Source organism: Flavobacterium sp. WC2409 (assembly GCF_041200085.1).
GTDB lineage: Bacteria > Bacteroidota > Bacteroidia > Flavobacteriales > Flavobacteriaceae > Flavobacterium.
Genome location: NZ_CP165625.1, coordinates 2,166,184 through 2,189,083, shown reverse-complemented (window position 1 = coordinate 2,189,083; position 22,900 = coordinate 2,166,184). Strand labels below are relative to the sequence as shown.

Genomic DNA, 22,900 nt, shown 5'->3' with positions numbered 1-22,900 from the left:
TGTGTAGCGAATTGAAGTACAAAAAATTTAAGTATTACAGAATTTATAATTTGATGCAATTTGTCATTGCACGGAGCGAAGCAATCTCAACTAGTATTTCGACAATGAAGATTACAAGATGAGGGAAGTTGGAAATCAATCTGTTAATAAACTGCATTAAAACCGCTTTATTTTGTTCAAACAAGAAAGTAAGTACTCGATGCAATCGCACACCAGAGTGGCCTCACTATGACTTTGATTGTGGATAGTACTATTTGCTTTATTTGTGTAGCGAATTGAAGTACAGAAAGTTTAAGTATTACAGAATTTATAATTTGATGCACTTTGTCATTGCGAGGAACGAAGCAATCTCATCTAGTATTTCGACAATAAATATTACAAGTTGAGGGAAACAGTAAATCTTTAATTAATAAACCGCATTAAAAACGCTTTATTTTGTTCATACAAGAAAGTAGGTACTCGATGCAATCGACCACCAGATTGGTGATTATATGTTTATTTCTTTTAATTATATTAAACCAATAATAGCAAGTATTGTTGCCGTAATGAAAATAAAAACTTTCCATGTGTTTTCAGGTTGTTTGCTCCAATCAACTAAAACCATCCATTTTATTTTAAATTTTTCATTTTGGCTAAGTTTTGTATAAAACTTAAAGCCATCTTTTATTTGGATAGTTGCGTTATGTACTTCCGAAATTAGATTGTATTTGTGTAAGTATTCAACCTCGTAATTATTTGGTTTAATAGGAAATGCTTCTTTACTAAATTCTTGTATTATAAAGTTGGTGTTTGAATGTTCAATAAGTTTAACTGCTTTATTATTCATTAAAATTAATGTACCACAAGGAAAAGAATTTCCACTTTTGTCTAATTTCAAATCTACTTCAAGTCTTAATTCCATTTTTCGTTCTTTCTGTTTCGGTTCTCTAAACTTTATGAAAACTTGTATATAAGTCTAAAAAATTCAGAAGTAACGCCCCAATATTACGTAGATTGATCTGACTCCAGTCAGACTTTATTCATTCTCAAATATAAACAACTTTTGTCTGTTTATCAGGGAATTGTAATTTTTTTCTGATACTGGTTTTGAGGTAAACCATTCATTTGTAATGTGTACTTGTGTTGCGTGAGGGATAATAGCGGAAATCCTTTTTATTTTTTCTTTAAAAATAAAAAGATTGAAGTGAATAGCCCGACCCGAAGTTTTTACGAAGGGGCACGCCCAAATGGTACTATTATAAAAAGTAAGCCAGTAAGATTCCTAGGATAATCATGGAAACTTTGGCAATGTTGAATTTATGTCCTTCGCTACTTTCAAAAATAATGGTAGATGAAATATGGAATAATATCCCAATGACTACGGCTGTGATTTGAGTAGTATATTGGTTTAAAAAAGGTAAATAATCGGATGCGAGTGTTCCTAGTGGCGTCATGACGGCAAAGGTGATCATGAAGGCAAAAATGGCTTTTGGATTCAAATGCGAATTGATGAAAAAGGTAGTCAAGATGATGGCAATAGGCAGGTGATGAATGGCGATACCAATGGCTAGATTATCATGATGATGGCCTACAGGGAATCCTTCTAAGAAGGCATGAATACAAAGACTGATGAACAATAACCACGGAATATGGTTCATGTTTTCGTGTCCATGAACGTGTCCATGTTCTGCCCCTTTAGAGAAAAATTCTAGTATGATTTGGAACAAAATCCCTAACATGATAAAGATACCTATGTTGCTGTCTTTGCTTTCGTAAACATCAGGAAGCAAGTGCATCACGGTTAAAGACAATAAAAAAGACCCACTAAAAGCCAATAATAGCTTGAGGTTGGTTTTGTTTTTTGGTTTTAAAATTGATGCAATGATATAGCCTAACAGTACAGAAAGTAAGGGTAAAAGGTAATTCATGTTTTTTGTTGAATCGTTTATTTGTTGAATGGATTATCCAACTACTTAAATATCATAATTAAGCGTTCGCTATCATTTTTGTAGAATTTTTTCAACTTGTAATCGCCAAAAATATCCAAAAGATAAATTCCTGCTTCTTCCATTAATGCTTCAAAATCTTGAAGAGTTAAGGCTTTTACTTTTTCGGTATAATGAAATTTTTGTCCTTTGTCTTCAAAGTCGATTTCTTTATAGATATGTCCGTCTTTTAAATAGCGTTTCAGATGAAAATCGATGCCTTCAACCGTTTTTGTTTCTTCAGGAACTAATGTATCGAGCACTTGTTTGACATTCATGAAGTCAATTACGGCAAAACCATAGTCAGACAAGCTTTCTTTGATGGCTTTTAAAGTGGTTAAATTGTCATCGTCGTTTTCGAAATAACCAAAACTAGTGAACAAATTAAATATCGCATCAAATTTTTCTTCAAAAGGTTCACGCATGTCGTGTACTTTGAAGTGTAAAGAGTCGTTGGCATTTTTGTTGGCTTCAGCGATACTATTCTCCGACAAATCAGCGCCTAAGACATTAAATCCCAGTTGGTTCAAATAAATAGAATGACGGCCTTTACCGCAAGCCAAGTCAAGCACTTTCGCTTTCTCAGGAAGGTTGAGGTAATGGGTAATATTATCCATAAATAGCTGCGCTTCTCTATAGTTTCTCTCTTTATAAAGGATGTGATAATAGGGAGTATCGAACCAAGAACTGAACCATGTTGGTGCTGGTTCTTCTTGATTTATAGGGTTTGATTTTTGTTCTTCAGACATTTATTCTTTTTCAATTTATTCTATCCGGCAAATTTAGTGTATTTTTGCTGAAAAATAACGATTCTGAGGAGATAGACGGAGATTCACGTAGAGAATTCTCTGATTTTCATCAGGGGTTAAACATAAAGCAGAAATAGGTCTGTTTTAATTGATACAAAAAAATGGAAAATAATTTTAAGATGGTTGCCAAAACCTTTTTTGGTTTTGAGGAAATATTAGCAAAGGAATTACAAATGTTAGGCGCGCAAGACGTGGAGCAGGGTGTAAGAATGGTGAGTTTTAAAGGAGATAAGGGATTTATGTACAAAGCGAATTTATCGTTGCGTACCGCATTAAAAATCCTAAAACCCATTTATTTTTTTAAGGCAAATAACGAACAAGCTTTATACAAAGGGATTACTGGTGTGAACTGGTCAAGATATATTAATGCCAATCAAACTTTTGTGATTGATGCTACGGTGCATTCAGATAACTTTAATCACTCCGAATTTGTTTCTCAAAAGTGTAAAGATGCTATTGTAGATCAATTTAGAGAGCGCACAGGACAACGTCCAAGCATTGATAAAATCCATCCCGATTTAAGAATCAACATTCATATTGATAGAGACCAAGTTTCGGTTGCTCTTGATACCTCAGGGAATTCATTACACCAACGTGGATACAGAACAGCAACTAATATTGCGCCAATCAACGAAGTTTTGGCAGCAGGAGTTTTGTTACTTTCTGGTTGGGACGGACAAACGGATTTTTTAGATCCAATGTGTGGTTCAGGAACTTTCTTAGCGGAAGCGGCTATGATTGCTTGTAACATTCCAGCGAACATTAACCGAAAAGAATTTGCTTTTGAAAAATGGCACGATTGGGATAATGAATTGTTTGATAATATTACGGACAGCTTGTTAAAAAGAGTACGTGAGTTTCATCACACGATAAAAGGATACGATAAAGCACCATCGGCAGTTCAAAAAGCCAAAGACAATATCAAGAATGCCAATTTGGATGAATACATCACGATTGAAGAGAAAAACTTCTTTGATACGGAGAAAACTACCGAAGGAAAATTACATATGGTATTTAATCCGCCTTATGATGAACGATTGGATATTCATATGGAAGAATTCTATAAGAATATTGGAGATACTCTAAAGAAAAATTATCCTGGAACTAATGCTTGGTTCATTACTGGAAACCTGGAAGCTTTGAAATTTGTAGGGTTAAAACCTTCAAGAAAAATCAAACTTTTCAACGCAAGTATCGAAGCACGTTTAGTAAAATACGAAATGTACGAGGGTAGTAAGAGAACAAAATTTCAGGTAACTGAAGGGGAATAGTGAAATAAGAATATAAAATATAGAAAAAAGAGGAAAGAAAAAAGAAAATAGAAGGGTACAAATTTATCATTGATAAACATTATCCAACTTTAAACTTTTTTAAACCTTAAACTTTAAACAAAATAGCATGACAAAATTACAAGTAAGAGCATTTTTATATCAAATGGGTTGTTTCGCCATTTTATTTATATCCGTACGTTATTTGGCAGAACGTTATACAGGTTTAACTGGATTTTGGATTCCAATGACTGCCTTTATGGTAGGAACAATTTTAGCACCTAAATTCAAATCGATTAAAACGAATGATGGGGAGAAGTTGTATATGAGATGGATTTTTATGAAAGAGGTAAAGGAAATAGGATAACACTGTTTAACTACATAAAAAAAGGAGCTAATTATAATCGTATAATTAGCTCCTTTTTATTTTTTATAGTGTTTATTTTTATTGTTTTTTAGGAGGAGTAACTGGTACTACTTTCTTTTTATAAATAGGAATGAAATACGATACTGTATAATTAAATCCTACGCCAAAATCTCCATTATAGGTTCTATTGAATCCCGGAATATATAGGTTATCAAAATTCCCTGGTTTTTTATTGGAAACTAACATTTTCAGTTGAAAGCCGAATCCCACAAATACATTGTTGAATACTTTAGCTTTAACTCCTGCAACCACTTCAATCCAACTGGCTGAAAGGCCGCTGTATTTTTCTCCAGAAGTAAGTGCTGGAACCTCTCCAAAATAAGGATTGGCATTGTAAATTTTGTAGGTGTTCAATTGCTGACTAAACGTACTAAAACCATAGCGCATCCCTATAGAAATGATATTCTCCATATCGAGCCAGTTTTCATACGCATTGTAATCAAAACCTGCTTTTAAATATGAGCCTTTGGCGGTTGAGTTTAACCGAGTGTCATCCGTCGTTTTATTTTCATTTCCCAGTTCAGCAGCGAGGTAGTATTTTTTTGTTAGTCGGTAATCGCCAACAAACTCGATTCCTTTATAATCTTTATCGTACAAAGCACGTGTCAGTTTAAATAAATCAACCCCTACACGCAAACCGTATCGATTAGTTTTAGCAGGAATAACAGTGTCTTTTATAACTGGTTTAGGTAGTACTTTGGCATTTTTAAACGAATTGTCAGGAATAATACCTTCCTCCGTTTTCTTATTTTCGGGAGTGGTTTTTATAGGAGTCGTTTCTTGTGCTTCTACTAAAAACAAAGAAAAAATGAGGCAAATACTAAAAATATATTTCAAGGTGAGTTTCATTTTCGTTATCGATAGTACTGTTTTTTACTGCAATATATTGAATCCACTTATCAACGGCTACATTGGAAGCGGTATGAACATAAGGGGTTATAGGATCTAGAGTATAATCGGTTTTAAAACCACAGGCTCTGGAAACAAAAATAGTAGCCCTAGAATAATTAAACAACAAATTGTCTTCATAGACCAATGCTGGATTTGAATTCCCATAATTTAAAATGAAACGAAAACTAGTTGCATCAACATCTGTTTTTAAGGGGATAGAGCCCGTGCTTCCGTTAATCAAGGTACTTCCTTTATATGTAATCCCATCAGTCATACTTTCTCCAATTATGGTTAAATTAGTAACGTTTTTCAATACAGATGGATTGTTAACGTCATAAAATGTAATTACCAATCGAGGAGTAGTGACGGTATTGGCATCACATATATCATCTTTCTCGCAACTGGAAAAAGTGAATGCAATGGCCAATACTAAAAGTATTATTTTTTTCATATATTTTTAAGTGATTAGTGATTAGTAAATAGTAATTAGCTACTAACGAATGACTGTTTACGAATCACTAGTTACCATTTATCTTCTCTCTAAAAGCACTACATTCTCCACGTGATGTGTTTGCGGAAACATATCCACAGGACGCACACGAGTTACTTTGTATTTCTCGTCCATTAGTGCTAAATCACGCGCTTGTGTAGCTGAATTACAACTTACATACACTATTTTCTCAGGAGCAATTTTCATGATTTGTTCAATCACAGCTGCATGCATTCCGTCTCTTGGTGGATCTGTAATAATTACATCTGGATGTCCGTGTTGCGCGATGAAACTATCATTAAATACCACTTTCATGTCTCCTACAAAGAACTCACAATTTGTGATTTCATTGCGTACCGCATTCGCTTTAGCATCTTTAATGGCATCAGGAACACTTTCTACACCTATTACTTTTTTTGCTTTTTTAGAAACAAACTGAGCAATAGTGCCCGTTCCTGTATATAAATCATACACAATTTCATTTCCGGTTAATCCAGCAAAATCTCGGGTTATTTTGTATAATTCATAAGCTTGGTCTGAGTTGGTTTGGTAAAAAGACTTCGCATTAATGCTAAATTTCAATCCTTCCATTTCCTCTAAGATATAGTCACGCCCTTTGTACAGTTTGATGTCCGTGTCGTATAAAGTATCGTTCGCTTTGTTATTAACTACGTATTGTAATGAAGTAATTTGAGGGAATTTCTCGTATAAATGATCTAAGATCAATTCTCTATTGGCTTTATCATTTTCAAAAAACTGAATCAAAACCATGATTTCTCCTGTTGAAGCCGTACGCAACATTAACGTTCTCAATAAACCAGAATGTTCTCTAGGGTTAAAGAAAGTCAGTCCATTTGCATTAGCAAAATCCCGAACTTCATTTCTAATCGCGTTCGAAGGATCTTCTTGTAAATGACACTTATTGATGTCTAGGATCTTGTCCCACATTTTTGGGATATGGAAACCTAGTGCATTTCTATTTCCTAAATCTTCTGTGCTATCAATTTCTTTTTCAGTTAACCAACGGCTGTTAGAAAACGAAAATTCCATTTTGTTTCTGTAAAAAAACTTTTTTTCCGACCCTAAAATAGGCTCAAAGTCTGGAAGTTCAATTTTTCCTATGCGTTGCAAGTGGTTCAAGACCTCATTTTGCTTATAGTACAACTGTTGGTTGTAGTTCATATTTTGCCATTTACAACCTCCGCAAACACCAAAATGCTCACAAACAGGCTCCACACGGTGTTCCGAAAACTCATGAAAATGCACTGCTTTTCCTTCATAAAACGACTTACGCTTTTTAAAAGTTTGTACATCAACCACATCACCCGGAACCACATTCGGTATGAACACTACTTTACCATCCGGTGCTTTTGCTACCGATACGCCTTTTGCACCTGCATCAAGGACTTTTATTTGATGAAAGACAACCTTGTCTGTATTTTTTCTTCCCATGGCGCAAAAATAAGCGTTTGTAAACTTTTATAAATTCAAATTGGCAAATATTTTTAAAAAAGAACCATTTTTATTTGGGCCCAATCCCGCTTTCCGCTACAAACCCTCGTTGCCACAGCACAAATCCGGCTATAAAAGGAGCTTCCTGCGGTCGCTCTTTTCTAGCACGGCTTTCTAAGCTGTCACAAGTTCGGTTTTTTCACTACAATCGGGGGCAGGGGAGTTGGGTGTAAATTGGTTTTGTCTAGATATGATTTTTACGTTTCATCCATTCGTAATTTACAATCGTGAGAAAGTAAAAAACAACATCAGCACAAATTTTCCCCGCCATAATTCCCGTTACCGCATTTCCAGTTGCAATAGGCAACCAATACATACAAAACGGCCGAACAAATGCAATATCTAGTACTGCAGGATAACCAAATTCTAAGAGTAAGTTCTTGACAATTCGTAGCAGATTATTAAATGTTGTTTGTTGCTGATTTTCTATGTTCTTTTTGGCTGTTTGATTGTAAGCCATGATAGTGATAACACCATAAAAAGCAAAATACTCCGTAAACGTAATCAAGTAAGCCGTTGTCAAGCCATTAAAAAAAAGACTGAATTGAGAACCTAGTAAAGCGGCAGAGGTCGCAGCTAACTCGGCATATTTATAGCGATCAAACCATTCTTTAAACTGTACTTTTGAAAGCATAAGTGTGTGTTACTACTTTTAGGAAAAGCAAAATTAGACTAATTTAATTACTGAAATTTTAAAATCTGATTTTTATAAATTAACTTAATGATATTCAATTAGTTATTTGGTTTTCTAATTTAGTAAATTTGAATAACTAATGAAATTGGATATGTATAGCCTTATCTTTTCATATAATCCACTAAGCTATTTTGGTATTTTCATTTGGTTTCTATTTCTAGATCAATTGACTCCCATTCCAGAGGAAGTTACCTTGTTATCCATAGGCTATATTGCGCAGCAACATCTAATCAATCCGTATTATGCAGGATTATCTGCTTTTTGTGGGCTTACTATTATTGATAATTTATTTTATTGGTTGGCTTTTTCAGGTAACAAATTAATCAATCGCTTTAAAAATAAAATAGGAGAAAAGATGCAAAAGAAATACATTGACGGAATGGGAAAACACAGTGTAAGAACCTTGTTGCTATTGAGTTTTATTCCTAAAATTAGATTTTTTAGCCCTATTTTCGCAGGACTTTTTCGTGTTAAGTGGCGTACTTTTTTTTTAGTTAATGGATTTGGAACCCTTATTTTTATAACGCTTTATATCACAGCTGGAATGCTATTTCACAACAGCTTGAAGTACCTGCTTAAAGAACTCGAACTAGTAAGGCATTCAGTTTTTGTATTCTTTATGATTGGTATTACTGTGGTATTATTTTTTAAGTTTAAGAAGAAACACGACTAAGTCGTATTTTAGTTACATTACTTATTTTGTTGTTATTAATTTAATTAGTGTAGTGTTTTTATTCTTTGGTTTTAAATCAATGTATTGATAGGTCAATTTTAGGTGATATTTTAATTAATTCATATTGCTAAAATGGTTTATTAAATGTTATTTTTACAATCCCTTTCTTTCATTTTATAATTGGATAGAAACATCCTTTTAATACAAATTTTATTTTATAAAACACTAAATAAAATTAATGGGAATTATTTAAAACGAGGTATTTAACAATGCGTAAAGTATTGATTAAATTATAAATACAGGGATTTCAAATGCTTATTCTTTATTAAAAATTGCATATATGAATTTAAAAAAGACGCTACTACTTTTATTGTTTTTTTTAGCTATTACTACAGGTACAGCACAAAAAGAAATTAGAAAATGGAATGGTAAAAAATGTGCGGTTGTATTGACCTATGATGACGCTTTAAATATTCATTTGGACAAGGTAATACCTATGCTCGATTCATTTAATTTTAAAGGAACCTTTTATCTCATAGGTGCTTCACCTGTGGTTGCTAATCGAATAGAAGAATGGCGCGCTGCATCCAAAGAGGGGCATGAATTAGGAAACCATTCTTTAAATCACCCTTGTGATGGTACTTTGCCAGGAAGGGGTTTCGTTACTCCAGAAAATGATTTGTCCAAGTATTCTGTAGCGAGAACCGTAAACGAAGTCCGAACTACAAATACTTTACTCAAAGCGATTGATGGAAAAGAGGAGCGTACTTTTGCGTATCCTTGCGGGGATCTTACTGTTCATGATACACTTTACTATAGTTATTTAAAAAATGATTTTGTGGCTGCTCGTGGGGTAGAATCTAATTATCTTCCAGCAAAAGAGGTTGATTTATCTAATGTAAATGCCTTTGTCCAGATTGGAACTACGGCAGCACAAATGATCACACAAGTTGAAGCTGCTGAAAAAGCGCAATCTTTTATTGTTTTTCTATTTCACGGAGTTGGAGGGGAACATGCATTAAATATTGATTTAGAAGAGCACCGCAAGTTCTTGCAATACCTAAGTAAAAGAAAAAAAGATATTTGGGTTGCTCCTATGGTTGAAGTAGCTAAATATATTAAGGCACAGCAATAAAGCCAAATGGGGTCGCCTTGGGTATCACTATTTTTTCAGTTCCAATAATGCCTTAGCTCTCACTATGTCAAATGAGTTACTGTCATCAAGCGCTAGGAAATAATCAGTTTGCCATGCTTGGGTTTGTATCGCTTGTTTGCTGCTCACACTGTCCCAAGGTGCATAAACTCTTATCCCGCGTTTTCCGTCTTTCTCATTATGAGTTAGAATTCCTTTTGTTGCTAATACTGCTTTCGGGAAAATAAATTGACCTAATTGAGTTGCTGTTTTTACAGTTATAATTATAAAATCTAGTACATCTTTACTATTAAAAGGAGCTGTTATACCCAATGCATTTCTTTTCCACACCGTTACAAATTGTCCTGCCTTAGTAGGAGTAATTTTCGCTTGACGGTAGACTACTTTTTTTTCATTTAGTAAAAACGAACAAGCTTCATATTCTTTACTCTCTGGATTGATAACAAGTTGGGTAATAGAAAGTCCGTATTTATTGTAAAATAATTCTTTTATTGTTTTTAAATGATTTAGATATGTATCTGTTGAGGTGTTTTCAAGAATCATAAGTAGAAAAGTATGTTTTTTTCAGAGTTAATTAAACTCACTTTAATTAATAGATAGGAATTCAAGGCTTGCTTAATGAAATAACCACCAATAATTTAATTCATTGCTTTGAATTGTTTCATTTCCTGTAAAGGTTCGATGGCATTATAGTCTTTCCAGATGGTAGGGTCATATGATTTTATAGTTGTAAATTTAAAATCGGCTTCCTTAATTTTTTCAAAAGTGGCTAGGGATGTTTTAGTACGAGACATATTTAAGAATTCTATTTTATTGCTTGTATTTGCTTCAATTTTTATATCAAGTGCTAGCACATCTTTTTCACTGCTGGTTAGTTCTATAAATTTCAAAGGTCGATTTAAATAAAAGTAATTTCCCTTTTCAATAGCGGCATACTGCATATAATAACTATCGTCTTCCGCTTTTTTCTTGTAGGTTATCGTTCCTTTGCTGACATTTTCATAAGCCTTAATTCCTAATAGAAACTTCATGTTGAAATTATTCAATTTTTCTCCTTCGTCTAAAATATAGTCGGTTCTCAGGATGGCATAATCTGATTCAGAAATATATAACTTACCCAAATATTTCGCTTTACTTCTTCGAGGTTTAAAACTCAGTACATAAGCGAATTCGTTTTCACTAGTGTAGGTTTCGCCCTCATAGGTATAGTCATATAAGTCTGTTTTTTTAATAAAATCCAGTTTTTTGCTATTTAGAAAATTTGCATCTGACAGAAAGGAATTCAAACTGGCTTTGGTGGCCGTTAACTGGCTGTTTATTTCTATGTCAACACCTGTTTTTTTCTTTTTATTGAAGTCTTTACGTAACGAAATCGTATCTCTTGATCCAAAAAGGCCACTTTTTGCGCGGTAATATTTAGTGGAGTCTAAGTGTTGTAACATCATATTCAGGGCTGTTTTTTCTAAATCATCTACTGAACTCGAACGGCCTTCGTTTTTTAAAACGGTGGCTTTTAGAATATTCAGTTTTGAGTTGAGAAGGAACTTGTCTCCTTTTTTGGTTTTAACCGAATAATAATTACATAGGATATCAGTGAATTCCTGCGGGGGATGTGAAATTAATTGTTTAGAAAAAGCCTTTAAGTCAGTATTGACTTTGTTTAAAGCTTGTTTTGTAAATCCTGTCGATTTATTAATTTCAACATCAATTAATGAGGGTTTAAAATTATTAGAACTTCTATAAAAAAGCATTTCTTTTGACCCTGTTTCTCCAGTTTCATAATTACGAGCTAAGTTTGCTTGAACATTAGCCATAATTTCATAGGGATTTGGTTTTACATTGGATACAGTCACATCATTCAGTTCAAAAACGCCTGGATCTAATTTAATGGTATAATCAAGCCTTTTTAGTTGCTCAACAGTCAACTCTCTATTGACAAAACCCAAATAGGAAACCGTAAGTAGGGTTTCGTCCTTGCTGTTGTTTTCAGATAGTGTAAAAAAACCTTCGGCATTTGAAACCAAGTTTTCAGATTCATTTACTTTTATGTTAGCATAGGGAATGGTTTCCCCAGTTGTAGAATCGATTATTTTTCCTTTTATATTTTGGGCAAATCCTAGTTGAATCATAAGCAACGTGAACAAAGTAGTAAAGAAGTTTGGTTTCATATAGGTTATGTTGCTTTATAAATAAGACGATGTTACCTTAGTTTTGTTACTAACAGATAGCATAAATAGAAAAGAATTTAGGTTTTATTTAATCATTAGTAAATTGACACTAAAAAAACTAGAATCACAAGACCTAATTTTAATGATATATCAAAATTCTATCATTGGATGTTTTATTATACTATTATTCTAAATATCTTTACCGTTCTATAATTAGCTATTGTTTACATGAAAAAACTATTATTTATTGCATTTTTCGCAATTACTACTGGCGTTTTTGCCCAAGACCTAACGCCAAGTACAGTAGGAGAATACTACACTAAAAAGGAAGTAAGTATTAAAATGCGTGATGGTGTAACTTTATTTACTGCCATTTATACGCCAAAAGACCATTCTAAAAAATACCCAATCATTATGCAGCGCACGCCTTACAGTTGTGCGCCTTATGGAGAAACACAGTTTAAAAAGAGCATTGGCCCTAGTGATACCATGATGAAGGAAGGTTATATTGTTGTGTATCAAGATGTGCGTGGGCGCTGGATGAGTGACGGTTTGTATGATAACATGCGCGCTTATATTCCTAACAAAAAAGGGAAAACCCAAGTAGACGAAGCATCAGATACTTATGATACGATTGACTGGCTGGTGAAAAACGTGGGCAATAATAATGGAAATGTAGGAGTTTGGGGAATTTCGTACCCTGGATTTTATTCTACGTATTCGTTGTTGAGTAACCATCCTGCCTTGAAAGCAGTTTCGCCTCAGGCTTGTATTAGTGATTTCTTTTTTGATGATTTTCATCACAATGGAGCTTATTTATTGAGCTATTGGAAAGCAACTCCTTTGTTTGGAATTCAAAAATCAGAGAAAACGAGCAAAGCTTGGTATCAATTTCCAGATATGGGAACCAAAGATGATTATCAGTTTTTTCTAGATCAGGGTCCCTTGACTAACCTAGATAAATTTTATGGGAAAGACAATGAATTTTGGCAACAGCTAAAAGACCACAGTAGCTATGATGATTTTTGGCAAAAACGAGGTATTTTACAACATTTAAAAGACATCAAGCCTGCAGTTATGATTGTTGGAGGTTGGTTTGATGCTGAAGATTTGTACGGTCCTTTGAATACGTATCAGGCTATCGAAAAAAGCAGTAAAAATTACAATACGATTGTTATGGGGCCGTGGAGTCATGGCGATTGGGCTAGAAATACACCTGCTGCAGTGATTGGAAATATAAAATTTGGGGATAGTATTTCTGGTTTTTTTCAAAAAAATATTGAAGCCAACTTTTTTCGTCACTTTTTAAAAGACAATGGGAAGGGCGAAAACAAATTACCAGAAGCCTATGTTTTTGACACAGGGGTGAAAGATTGGAAAACCTATGATATTTGGCCACCAAAAAATGCAGTAAAAGAAACGTATTATTTGACTCAAAATAAGTTGTCGAACGTACCACAAAATGATGGTGGATTTCAAGAATTTATCAGCGATCCAAAAAAACCAGTTCCTTTTACCGAAGATATCTATCAAAAAGGGATAACGCCAAGAAAATACATGACCGATGATCAGCGTTTTGCAGCGAGACGTCCTGATGTTTTAGTATTTGAAACAGAAAAATTAACGGAGAAAACAACTCTAGCAGGGGCTATATTGGCACAATTACAAGTGTCCACATCTGGAACCGATTCCGATTGGATTGTAAAAGTAATTGATGTGTTCCCTAATGATGAACCGGAAACACCTGAGGTAGCTCCATATTTAAAAATGAGCAATTACCATATGATGGTGCGAAGTGAAGTAATGCGTGGCCGTTTTAGAAATAGCTTTATCCATCCAGAACCTTTTGTAGCTAATGAAAAAACAGCGGTGAAAATCAAATTACAAGATATAATGCATACGTTCAAGAAAGGACACAAAATTCAAATTCAAATTCAAAGTACTTGGTTTCCTTTTATTGATTTGAATCCGCAAACCTATGTTGACAATATCTTTTATGCCAAACCAGAAGATTTTAAAAAACAAACACAACGCGTGTATGATGATTCTAAGATTATATTTTCGGTTCTAAAATAATAGAAACAAGAATTTAATGAGAAACCCAATCCTTAAAGTTAGGATTGGGTTTTTTTGTTTACACCTAAAAGGGATTTTTAAATTTATTGTAAACTTTAAAACCAAGGAACGGTTTTTTACGTATTTTTTTAAAATAAGTAAATTCATGTATTTTTATAAAAAATTATCTCAAATTAGTTTTCTTAGTAGAAGTTATGCTTTTAAATTTCTTTTTGTTGCTTTTATTGGCATTCATATTCCATTAATAGGATTGTTGTTTTTCGTTTTATATGGAAATTTCTCCATCTCTCCAAATACCATTTTGTTTTTTGCGCTTTTAATGACTTTATTGGCTTCTGGTATTACACTAATTATCTTGAAACAATTAATAAAACCTATAGAAGTGGCTTCAAGAGCTTTGAGAAATTATAAGAAAGAAAGAGAAGTGCCAGAATTGCCCATTATTTATTTTGATGAAGCCGGTTTTCTAATGCGTAATATTCAGGAGACGATTATGGAACACGAAAAATTCATTGTTGAAAAGCAAGACTTAGTTTACTTATTGTCTCATGATTTAAAAAACTTCGCAGGACAACCTCAATTATTGGCAAGGTTGATATTAGATGCAAATCCTACTGAAGAAATAAAAGAATTGGCGGAGTTGATTTATCAATCTTCCAATCAACAATTCATGTATATTGAGAATTTTTTAAAATTACTTAAAGAACAAGATGCCGTTTTAAAAACAAGTCCGGATTCAAAAACGATACTTTTTAAACCTCTGATTGCTGCTGTTGAAACCCAAGTGAAACAGTTGTTAGACATAAAAAAGATAAAATTAATTGTGTCAATTGATATTCAAGAAACCACACTTTTAATTGAAGAGGAGTTATTAATTCGGGTTTTAGTGAATTTAATCGATAATGCTATAAAATTTTCTTATTCTAAAAGCGAGGTTAATTTAAAGGTCTATTCAGAAAATGCAAAATTGATAATTAGTATTGCCGATAGAGGAATTGGTTTCAACCAAAATCAAATTGGTGAATTATTTAAAAAATTCACAAAAATGAGCAAGTTAGGAACTTCAAATGAAGGCTCTACTGGAATTGGGTTGTATTTGTGTCGAAATATAATAGAAAAAAATCATGGACAACTTACAGCTACTAGTGAAGGCCAGAACAAAGGCGCCACTTTTACTATTATTTTTTAATAGTTTAAATCTTTGCACATTTAATAGTTACTTTAAAACTACAATCTAGAAGTTTAACACTATTTAGTCTGTGTATTTAAGAATCCGTAATAAAATTCAATTTTATTGCGGATTTTGTTTTGTGGTAAATTTTTTCATGAAAAATTCATAATAAATTCGTTTTATTTTTGTTTTGTACTATTTTTAATTCATTTGTAATCAGTTTATTGTGTCGTTTATAGTTTTTTTTAACACTTTAATCGGAAACATTAAAAAAAAAGGTAATTCTATTTTTAAAATACTTTAAATTAGTATTTAAGTTAAAGAAATACAGATAATTGAGCCACGCTTTTTTTAACCTTAAAAAAGCCTTTTTTATCTAAGAGCGTTTTAGATATACCAATTAGAAAGCCCCCTTTCTATAGATTCAACACCATCCTACAGTTAAGTTTTTATTGTTCGTTATTTTATTATTTAAATTCAATAAATATGAAAACATTTCTACGCAATTCCAGATTTTTGATTTTTGTTTTTTTAATTACCAATTTATTTTTTGCTAGTGGGGTTTATTCACAGACAGTATCAACTGATCTGCTTGATTATACACCAGGATCAACAGCTATTATTACTGGTTCTGGATTTCAGGCAGGTGAAACTGTTACACTATTAGTGGAGCATGCAGGTGAAGAACCTGCAGGAACAGATCCACAGTATCATCAGCCTTGGACAGTTGTCGCAGATGGTTTAGGTTCGTTTACTTCCTCATGGTATGTACCCACAGTTGCGCAAGGTGATGCTCTTGGAGCCACTTTACTTTTGACTGCGGATGGAGCGACATCTTTACTACATGCAGAGTGGACGTTTACAGATGGGTCTTCAATTGCTGCAACTTGGACTTTAACTACATTAACAATAAGTTCAAGTTCGGATGGGTTAGTTAGTTCTAAAACCTATCGAATTGACTTTGTAGATCCTACAGGGGCTGTGAGTTCGAGTTCCAATTTTTCAGGTGGTGTAGCTCAACCTTATGTCGTAAATAAAATATTAAGTGCTGGTTATCCTACTGGAAATTGGACAATAAGATTAATGATTGAAGGATCAGGAAGTAATAGTGGAACATTTTCTTCAGATAAAGAAACAACTGTAAGCGTTACTGCACCCTCATGTACTGCACCAGTAGTGACTAATATGACTGCTGCAGCAATTTGTAGTAGTAATAATTTTACAGCAATACCTGTAAATGGAACCAACGGTACAGTACCGTCAGGCACAACTTATAGTTGGAATGCTCCAATTGTATCTGGAATATCTGGAACTGTCGGAGGAACAGATGTAGCAAATATCAGCGGTACATTGACTAATTCAACAAATGCACCGATTAATGTGGTTTATAGTGTAACTCCAAAATCTGGTACTTGTACTGGAAGTATCTTTACAGTAACGGTATCTGTAAAACCAACTCCAACAGTAACTAATTTACCATTGTCGCAAACTATTTGTTCTGGGGGAAATACTTCTTTAGTTACTCTAAATTCTAGTGTGATTGGAACTACTTTTGCCTGGACTGCCACGGCTACTGCTGGAGTATCAGGATATGCTACTAATGGAACTGGCACTATTCCTTCGCAAACAATATCTACTACTGGAACTACACAGGGTGCTGTTACTTATGCTATTACTCCTACAGCTAATGGTTGTGTAGGTGCAGTTACTAATTATACGGTTTTAGTAAATATTCCAACGCAAGCGACTTTTAACAGCTCTCCTGTCGATATTACTATTGCTTGTGGTACCCCGCAAGCATTAAGCAGTTTAAGTTATACAAATGGTGAATCAGGAAATTGCCTTATAAGTGGTTCTGTTACTTCTACTCAAACTGTACAATATCCTGCTGGAGCTTGTGGTGGAACAATAACTGAAACATGGTCATTTACAGATGTGCAAAACAGGACGATTACGAAAAAAAGAACGATAACCGTTAATCCTGCCACTTTACCAACAATGACCGCACCGGGACCAATTACAGTAGCCTGCGGTGCATTACCGTCAGCAAGTACGATTAGCTTCAGCAATGGATTGAGTGGTGGTTGTTTAATTAGTGGCACATCAAATCCATCAACGTTCAGTGCAACACCGGACGCCTGTGGTGGAGCTGTAACAGAAACCTGGACAGCAACAGATGCCTGTGGCAGAACAGTAGCATCGGTATCAAGAACAATAACAATAAGTCCAGCAGACTTACCTACAATGACAGCTCCAGCTAATACAACAGTTGCTTGCGGTGCATTACCGTCAGCAAGTACAATTAGCTTCAGCAATGGATTGAGTGGTGGTTGTTTAATCAGTGGCACATCAAATCCATCAACGTTCAGTGCAACACCGGACGCCTGTGGTGGAGCTGTAACAGAAACCTGGACAGCGACAGATGCCTGTGGCAGAACAGTAGCATCGGTATCAAGAACAATAACAATAAGTCCAGCAGACTTACCTACAATGACAGCTCCAGCTAATACAACAGTTGCTTGCGGTGCATTACCGTCAGCAAGTACAATTAGCTTCAGCAATGGATTGAGTGGTGGTTGTTTAATTAGTGGCACATCAAATCCATCAACGTTCAGTGCAACACCGGACGCCTGTGGTGGAGCTGTAACAGAAACCTGGACAGCAATAGATTCCTGTGGCAGAACAGTAGCATCGGTATCAAGAACAATAACAATAAGTCCAGCAGACTTACCTACAATGACAGCTCCAGCTAATACAACAGTTGCTTGCGGTGCATTACCGTCAGCAAGTACGATTAGCTTCAGCAATGGATTGAGTGGTGGTTGTTTAATTAGTGGCACATCAAATCCATCAACGTTCAGTGCAACACCGGACGCCTGTGGTGGAGCTGTAACAGAAACCTGGACAGCAACAGATGCCTGTGGCAGAACAGTAGCATCGGTATCAAGAACAATAACAATAAGTCCAGCAGACTTACCTACAATGACAGCTCCAGCTAATACAACAGTTGCTTGCGGTGCATTACCGTCAGCAAGTACAATTAGCTTCAGCAATGGATTGAGTGGTGGTGGTTTAATCAGTGGCACATCAAATCCATCAACGTTCAGTGCAACACCGGACGCCTGTGGTGGAGCTGTAACAGAAACCTGGACAGCGACAGATGCCTGTGGCAGAACAGTAGCATCGGTATCAAGAACAATAACAATAAGTCCAGCAGACTTACCTACAATGACAGCTCCAGCTAATACAACAGTTGCTTGCGGTGCATTACCGTCAGCAAGTACAATTAGCTTCAGCAATGGATTGAGTGGTGGTTGTTTAATTAGTGGCACATCAAATCCATCAACGTTCAGTGCAACACCGGACGCCTGTGGTGGAGCTGTAACAGAAACCTGGACAGCAATAGATTCCTGTGGCAGAACAGTAGCATCGGTATCAAGAACAATAACAATAAGTCCAGCAGACTTACCTACAATGACAGCTCCAGCTAATACAACAGTTGCTTGCGGTGCATTACCGTCAGCAAGTACGATTAGCTTCAGCAATGGATTGAGTGGTGGTTGTTTAATTAGTGGCACATCAAATCCATCAACGTTCAGTGCAACACCGGACGCCTGTGGTGGAGCTGTAATAGAAACCTGGACAGCGACAGATGCCTGTGGCAGAACAGTAGCATCGGTATCAAGAACAATAACAATAAGTCCAGCAGACTTACCTAGAATGACAGCTCCAGCTAATACAACAGTTGCTTGCGGTGCATTACCGTCAGCAAGTACGATTAGCTTCAGCAATGGATTGAGTGGTGGTTGTTTAATTAGTGGCACATCAAATCCATCAACGTTCAGTGCAACACCGGACGCCTGTGGTGGAGCTGTAATAGAAACCTGGACAGCGACAGATGCCTGTGGCAGAACAGTAGCATCGGTATCAAGAACAATAACAATAAGTCCAGCAGACTTACCTAGAATGACAGCTCCAGCTAATACAACAGTTGCTTGCGGTGCATTACCGTCAGCAAGTACAATTAGCTTCAGCAATGGATTGAGTGGTGGTTGTTTAATTAGTGGCACATCAAATCCATCAACGTTCAGTGCAACACCGGACGCCTGTGGTGGGGCTGTAACAGAAACCTGGACAGCGACAGATGCCTGTGGCAGAACAGTAGCATCGGTATCAAGAACAATAACAATAAGTCCAGCAGACTTACCTACAATGACAGCTCCAGCTAATACAACAGTTGCTTGCGGTGCATTACCGTCAGCAAGTACAATTAGCTTCAGCAATGGATTGAGTGGTGGTTGTTTAATTAGTGGCACATCAAATCCATCAACGTTCAGTGCAACACCGGACGCTTGTGGTGGGGCTGTAACAGAAACATGGACAGCGACAGATGCCTGTGGCAGAACAGTAGCATCGGTATCAAGAACAATAACAATAAGTCCAGCAGACTTACCTACGATGACTGCACCAGCCACCATCACAGTAGCCTGCGGTGCATTACCGTCAGCAAGTACAATTAGCTTCAGCAATGGATTGAGTGGTGGTTGTTTAATCAGTGGCACATCAAATCCATCAACGTTCAGTGCAACACCGGACGCCTGTGGTGGAGCTGTAACAGAGACTTGGACAGCAACAGATGCCTGTGGCAGAACAGTAGCATCGGTATCAAGAACAATAACAATAAGTCCAGCAGACTTACCTACAATGACAGCTCCAGCTAATACAACAGTTGCTTGCGGTGCATTACCGTCAGCAAGTACAATTAGCTTCAGCAATGGATTGAGTGGTGGTTGTTTAATTAGTGGCACATCAAATCCATCAACGTTCAGTGCAACACCGGACGCCTGTGGTGGAGCTGTAACAGAAACCTGGACAGCAATAGATTCCTGTGGCAGAACAGTAGCATCGGTATCAAGAACAATAACAATAAGTCCAGCAGACTTACCTAGAATGACAGCTCCAACTAATACAACAGTTGCTTGCGGTGCATTACCGTCAGCAAGTACAATTAGCTTCAGCAATGGATTGAGTGGTGGTTGTTTAATTAGTGGCACATCAAATCCATCAACGTTCAGTGCAACACCGGACGCCTGTGGTGGGGCTGTAACAGAAACCTGGACAGCGACAGATGCCTGTGGCAGAACAGTAGCATCGGTATCAAGAACAATAACAATAAGTCCAGCAGACTTACCTACAATGACAGCTCCAGCTAATACAACAGTTGCTTGCGGTGCATTACCGTCAGCAAGTACAATTAGCTTCAGCAATGGATTGAGTGGTGGTTGTTTAATTAGTGGCACATCAAATCCATCAACGTTCAGTGCAACACCGGACGCCTGTGGTGGAGCTGTAACAGAGACTTGGACAGCGACAGATGCCTGTGGCAGAACAGTAGCATCGGTATCAAGAACAATAATAGTAAGTCCAGCAGACTTACCTACGATGACGGCTCCAGCCGCCATCACAGTAGCCTGCGGTGCATTACCGTCAGCAAGTACGATTAGCTTCAGCAATGGATTGAGTGGTGGTTGTTTAATTAGTGGCACATCAAATCCATCAACGTTCAGTGCAACACCGGACGCCTGTGGTGGAGCTGTAACAGAGACTTGGACAGCGACAGATGCCTGTGGTAGAACAGTAGCATCGGTATCAAGAACAATAACAATAAGTCCAGCAGACTTACCTACGATTACAGCTCCAGCTAATATTTCGATTTCTTGTATTAGCCAATTGCCAGCTCCTTCAACTAGGTTATTTAGCAATGGATTGAGTGGTGGTTGTTTGATTAGTGGCTCATCCAATGCATCAACATTTACATCAGCTCCTGCTTGCGATGGTATAATAACCGAAACATGGACTGCAACTGATAATTGTGATAGAGCATTAGCACAAGTAAGTAGAACGATTACCCTAGCACGTATTGGCGTACCAAATATCAGTAACTGTCCAGCCAACATAATTGTAAATACAGGTGTTGGTAAAACTACTTGTAATCAGATAGCTACATGGACAGCGCCAACGGCGATTACTAGCTGTGGTGAAGTTGCCAATGTGAGTTCATCTCATAACCCAGGTGATACATTTATTGTGGGAACGACAACAGTTACTTACACCTTTACGGATTGTGCAAGCAATACAAGTACTTGTACTTTTACTGTAACAGTTATAGACAACACTAAGCCAGTGATTAGTACCAATGAAAATAAAAACGTAAATAGTGATGCGAATATTTGCGGTGCAACAGTTACAGTGAGTGCAACAGCTAGCGACAATTGCGGAGTTGGTACACCATCTGGAGTTCGTAGCGATAACTTAGGATTGAATGCAATCTACCCTGTAGGAGTTACCACAATTATCTGGAATGTAAATGATATCAATGGAAATCCTGCTTTAACGGTTAATCAGACAGTAACTGTAACAGACAATCAAGTTCCTACAATTACAATTTGCCCAAGTAATAAAACGGGAGTTTCTACCAATTTTGAGGGTTGTACTTATAAACATTCAGGAACTGGCTGGGATGCCGTAGCTGCAGATAATTGTGCAGTCGCTTCAATTAAATACACACTTTCTGGAAGTTCAGCTGTATATACAAGCCTTAATGCTGTAGTATTCAATTCCGGCGTAACTACCGTAACAGCTATTGCTTATGATGGAGCAGGTAATGTATCAGCGCCTTGCAGTTTCACAGTAACAGTTGCTAGTACTTTGAGTGCAACTATTACTCCAACTAAAAAATACGTTTATTTTGGAGCTCCAGGTGATCAAACTGCGACAATTACTGCTAGTCCATCAGGAGGAACTGCACCGTATACAGTTAAAATCACAATGTTAACTGATACAACTGCTCCAGTAGATCCTGCTGCAGTACGTGTAGATGGAAAATTGATTTGTGGTTTTATAACAACTACTGGTAACGAGGTATGGAGTAGTGCAAACGCAAATTCGTCAACTGGAATAACTTGCGCTACGAATACTGTAACTGCCTCTTCTACTTTAACTTCAGTTCCAATTAATGGTAGTTATTCTGTTACTGTAACACTTTTGGCAAATGCTAAATTCGTTGCCACTGTAACAGATGCAATTGGATGTTCTTACACTATTCCTTATGGGCAAGCGGCTCATGTTGTTGCAGAAGATGCTCGTTGTTTTGCCGGTAAAAGTGGTAATGCAAAGGTCAAAATTTGTCATCAAACAGGGAATGCTAAAAATCCTTGCACTGAAATTTGTGTTGATGATTCGGCAGTTGCAGCTCATTTAGCCCACGGAGATTTCTTAGGTAAATGTTCATCAAATTGTGTAAATCCAGCGACACTTACTAAACCAGTTGTAATAGGGAAACAAGAAATAATTGATTTAGCTGAATTTGATGTAAAAGCATACCCTAATCCATCTAACCATCAATTTACTATAGCAGTTCAGGGTAGTAGTGATGAAAAAGTAGAAGTGTTTGTTTACGACATGCTTGCAAGAATGATTAAAAAAATAGAAAAACCAAATGCACAAAATATTTTATTAGGAGAAGAATTGCCTTCTGGAGAATATCTATTGTTAATTAGACAAGGAAGCAACCAAAAAGCAATTAATGTTATTAAAAAATAAAA

Annotated in this window: 19 protein-coding genes; 7 read left to right on the top strand and 12 right to left on the bottom strand. The window is 36.1% G+C overall.

Annotated features, from left to right (window positions below):
• Positions 1-508: 508 nt before the first annotated feature.
• The 3 genes from AB3G34_RS09415 to AB3G34_RS09405 form a co-directional block, all read right to left on the bottom strand.
• Positions 509-901, bottom strand: a complete 393-nt coding sequence (locus AB3G34_RS09415; protein WP_369752271.1) for a hypothetical protein — start codon at positions 899-901, stop codon at positions 509-511.
• Between the two features lie 334 nt (positions 902-1,235).
• Positions 1,236-1,907 (bottom strand): ZIP family metal transporter, encoded by a 672-nt coding sequence (locus AB3G34_RS09410; RefSeq protein ID WP_367771154.1) that lies wholly within the window; start codon positions 1,905-1,907, stop codon positions 1,236-1,238.
• 41 nt (positions 1,908-1,948) lie between these two features.
• Positions 1,949-2,713, bottom strand: a complete 765-nt coding sequence (locus AB3G34_RS09405; RefSeq protein WP_369752269.1) for a class I SAM-dependent methyltransferase — start codon at positions 2,711-2,713, stop codon at positions 1,949-1,951.
• Between the two features lie 161 nt (positions 2,714-2,874).
• On the opposite strand from AB3G34_RS09405, the gene AB3G34_RS09400 reads away from it, so the two are divergent.
• Positions 2,875-4,044, top strand: coding sequence for a class I SAM-dependent RNA methyltransferase (locus AB3G34_RS09400; protein ID WP_367754315.1), 1,170 nt, complete (start codon positions 2,875-2,877; stop codon positions 4,042-4,044).
• Positions 4,045-4,171: 127 nt separating this feature from the next.
• Entirely contained in the window at positions 4,172-4,408 is a 237-nt protein-coding gene (locus tag AB3G34_RS09395) for a hypothetical protein (RefSeq protein ID WP_367754313.1), read from the top strand.
• Positions 4,409-4,486: 78 nt separating this feature from the next.
• Here the strand turns inward: AB3G34_RS09395 and AB3G34_RS09390 are convergent, their stop codons facing one another.
• The 4 genes from AB3G34_RS09390 to AB3G34_RS09375 all read right to left on the bottom strand — a co-directional run bounded on the left by AB3G34_RS09390 (position 4,487) and on the right by AB3G34_RS09375 (position 7,995).
• A complete protein-coding gene (locus AB3G34_RS09390; protein WP_369752267.1) occupies positions 4,487-5,317 on the bottom strand; it encodes a DUF6048 family protein in 831 nt (276 codons plus the stop codon).
• Positions 5,289-5,810 (bottom strand): DUF6452 family protein, encoded by a 522-nt coding sequence (locus AB3G34_RS09385; protein WP_369752266.1) that lies wholly within the window; start codon positions 5,808-5,810, stop codon positions 5,289-5,291. The genes AB3G34_RS09390 and AB3G34_RS09385 overlap by 29 nt, the downstream gene beginning before the upstream one ends.
• A gap of 78 nt (positions 5,811-5,888) precedes the next feature.
• A complete protein-coding gene (rlmD, locus tag AB3G34_RS09380; RefSeq protein ID WP_369752265.1) occupies positions 5,889-7,301 on the bottom strand; it encodes a 23S rRNA (uracil(1939)-C(5))-methyltransferase RlmD in 1,413 nt (470 codons plus the stop codon).
• A gap of 244 nt (positions 7,302-7,545) precedes the next feature.
• Positions 7,546-7,995 carry a hypothetical protein gene (locus AB3G34_RS09375; RefSeq protein ID WP_369752264.1) on the bottom strand — a complete coding sequence of 150 codons (450 nt, stop codon included), beginning with the start codon at positions 7,993-7,995 and terminating at the stop codon, positions 7,546-7,548.
• A 139-nt stretch (positions 7,996-8,134) separates the two neighbouring features.
• Between AB3G34_RS09375 and AB3G34_RS09370 the strand changes: the two genes are divergently transcribed.
• On the top strand, positions 8,135-8,728 hold the full coding sequence (locus tag AB3G34_RS09370) for a DedA family protein (RefSeq protein WP_369752262.1): 594 nt from the start codon (positions 8,135-8,137) through the stop codon (positions 8,726-8,728).
• Between the two features lie 340 nt (positions 8,729-9,068).
• Positions 9,069-9,863 (top strand): polysaccharide deacetylase family protein, encoded by a 795-nt coding sequence (locus AB3G34_RS09365; protein ID WP_369752261.1) that lies wholly within the window; start codon positions 9,069-9,071, stop codon positions 9,861-9,863.
• A 27-nt stretch (positions 9,864-9,890) separates the two neighbouring features.
• Here AB3G34_RS09365 and AB3G34_RS09360 read toward each other — a convergent pair whose 3' ends face one another.
• Together AB3G34_RS09360 and AB3G34_RS09355 are read right to left on the bottom strand one after the other, a co-directional pair.
• Positions 9,891-10,424: a MepB family protein gene (locus AB3G34_RS09360; RefSeq protein WP_369752260.1), complete on the bottom strand. Its 534-nt coding sequence runs from the start codon at positions 10,422-10,424 to the stop codon at positions 9,891-9,893.
• Positions 10,425-10,519: 95 nt separating this feature from the next.
• On the bottom strand, positions 10,520-12,049 hold the full coding sequence (locus AB3G34_RS09355) for a carboxypeptidase-like regulatory domain-containing protein (protein WP_369752258.1): 1,530 nt from the start codon (positions 12,047-12,049) through the stop codon (positions 10,520-10,522).
• Between the two features lie 228 nt (positions 12,050-12,277).
• Here AB3G34_RS09355 and AB3G34_RS09350 point away from each other — a divergent pair, with 228 nt between their 5' ends.
• Together AB3G34_RS09350 and AB3G34_RS09345 are read left to right on the top strand one after the other, a co-directional pair.
• The gene (locus AB3G34_RS09350; RefSeq protein WP_369752257.1) at positions 12,278-14,125 is read left to right on the top strand and encodes a CocE/NonD family hydrolase; all 1,848 of its coding nucleotides are present in this window, start codon (positions 12,278-12,280) and stop codon (positions 14,123-14,125) included.
• Positions 14,126-14,270: 145 nt separating this feature from the next.
• Entirely contained in the window at positions 14,271-15,314 is a 1,044-nt protein-coding gene (locus AB3G34_RS09345; protein ID WP_367771125.1) for a sensor histidine kinase, read from the top strand.
• 1,034 nt (positions 15,315-16,348) lie between these two features.
• Here AB3G34_RS09345 and AB3G34_RS09340 read toward each other — a convergent pair.
• The 3 genes from AB3G34_RS09340 to AB3G34_RS09330 form a co-directional block, all read right to left on the bottom strand.
• Positions 16,349-16,564 (bottom strand): hypothetical protein, encoded by a 216-nt coding sequence (locus AB3G34_RS09340; RefSeq protein ID WP_369752256.1) that lies wholly within the window; start codon positions 16,562-16,564, stop codon positions 16,349-16,351.
• A gap of 117 nt (positions 16,565-16,681) precedes the next feature.
• Positions 16,682-16,909 (bottom strand): hypothetical protein, encoded by a 228-nt coding sequence (locus AB3G34_RS09335; RefSeq protein WP_369752255.1) that lies wholly within the window; start codon positions 16,907-16,909, stop codon positions 16,682-16,684.
• A gap of 255 nt (positions 16,910-17,164) precedes the next feature.
• Positions 17,165-20,809 (bottom strand): hypothetical protein, encoded by a 3,645-nt coding sequence (locus AB3G34_RS09330; RefSeq protein WP_369752254.1) that lies wholly within the window; start codon positions 20,807-20,809, stop codon positions 17,165-17,167.
• Here AB3G34_RS09330 and AB3G34_RS09325 point away from each other — a divergent pair.
• Complete coding sequence (locus AB3G34_RS09325) at positions 20,739-22,898, top strand: HYR domain-containing protein (protein WP_369752253.1); 2,160 nt, start codon at positions 20,739-20,741, stop codon at positions 22,896-22,898. The two genes, AB3G34_RS09330 and AB3G34_RS09325, sit on opposite strands and share 71 nt — an antisense overlap.
• Positions 22,899-22,900 lie beyond the last annotated feature (2 nt).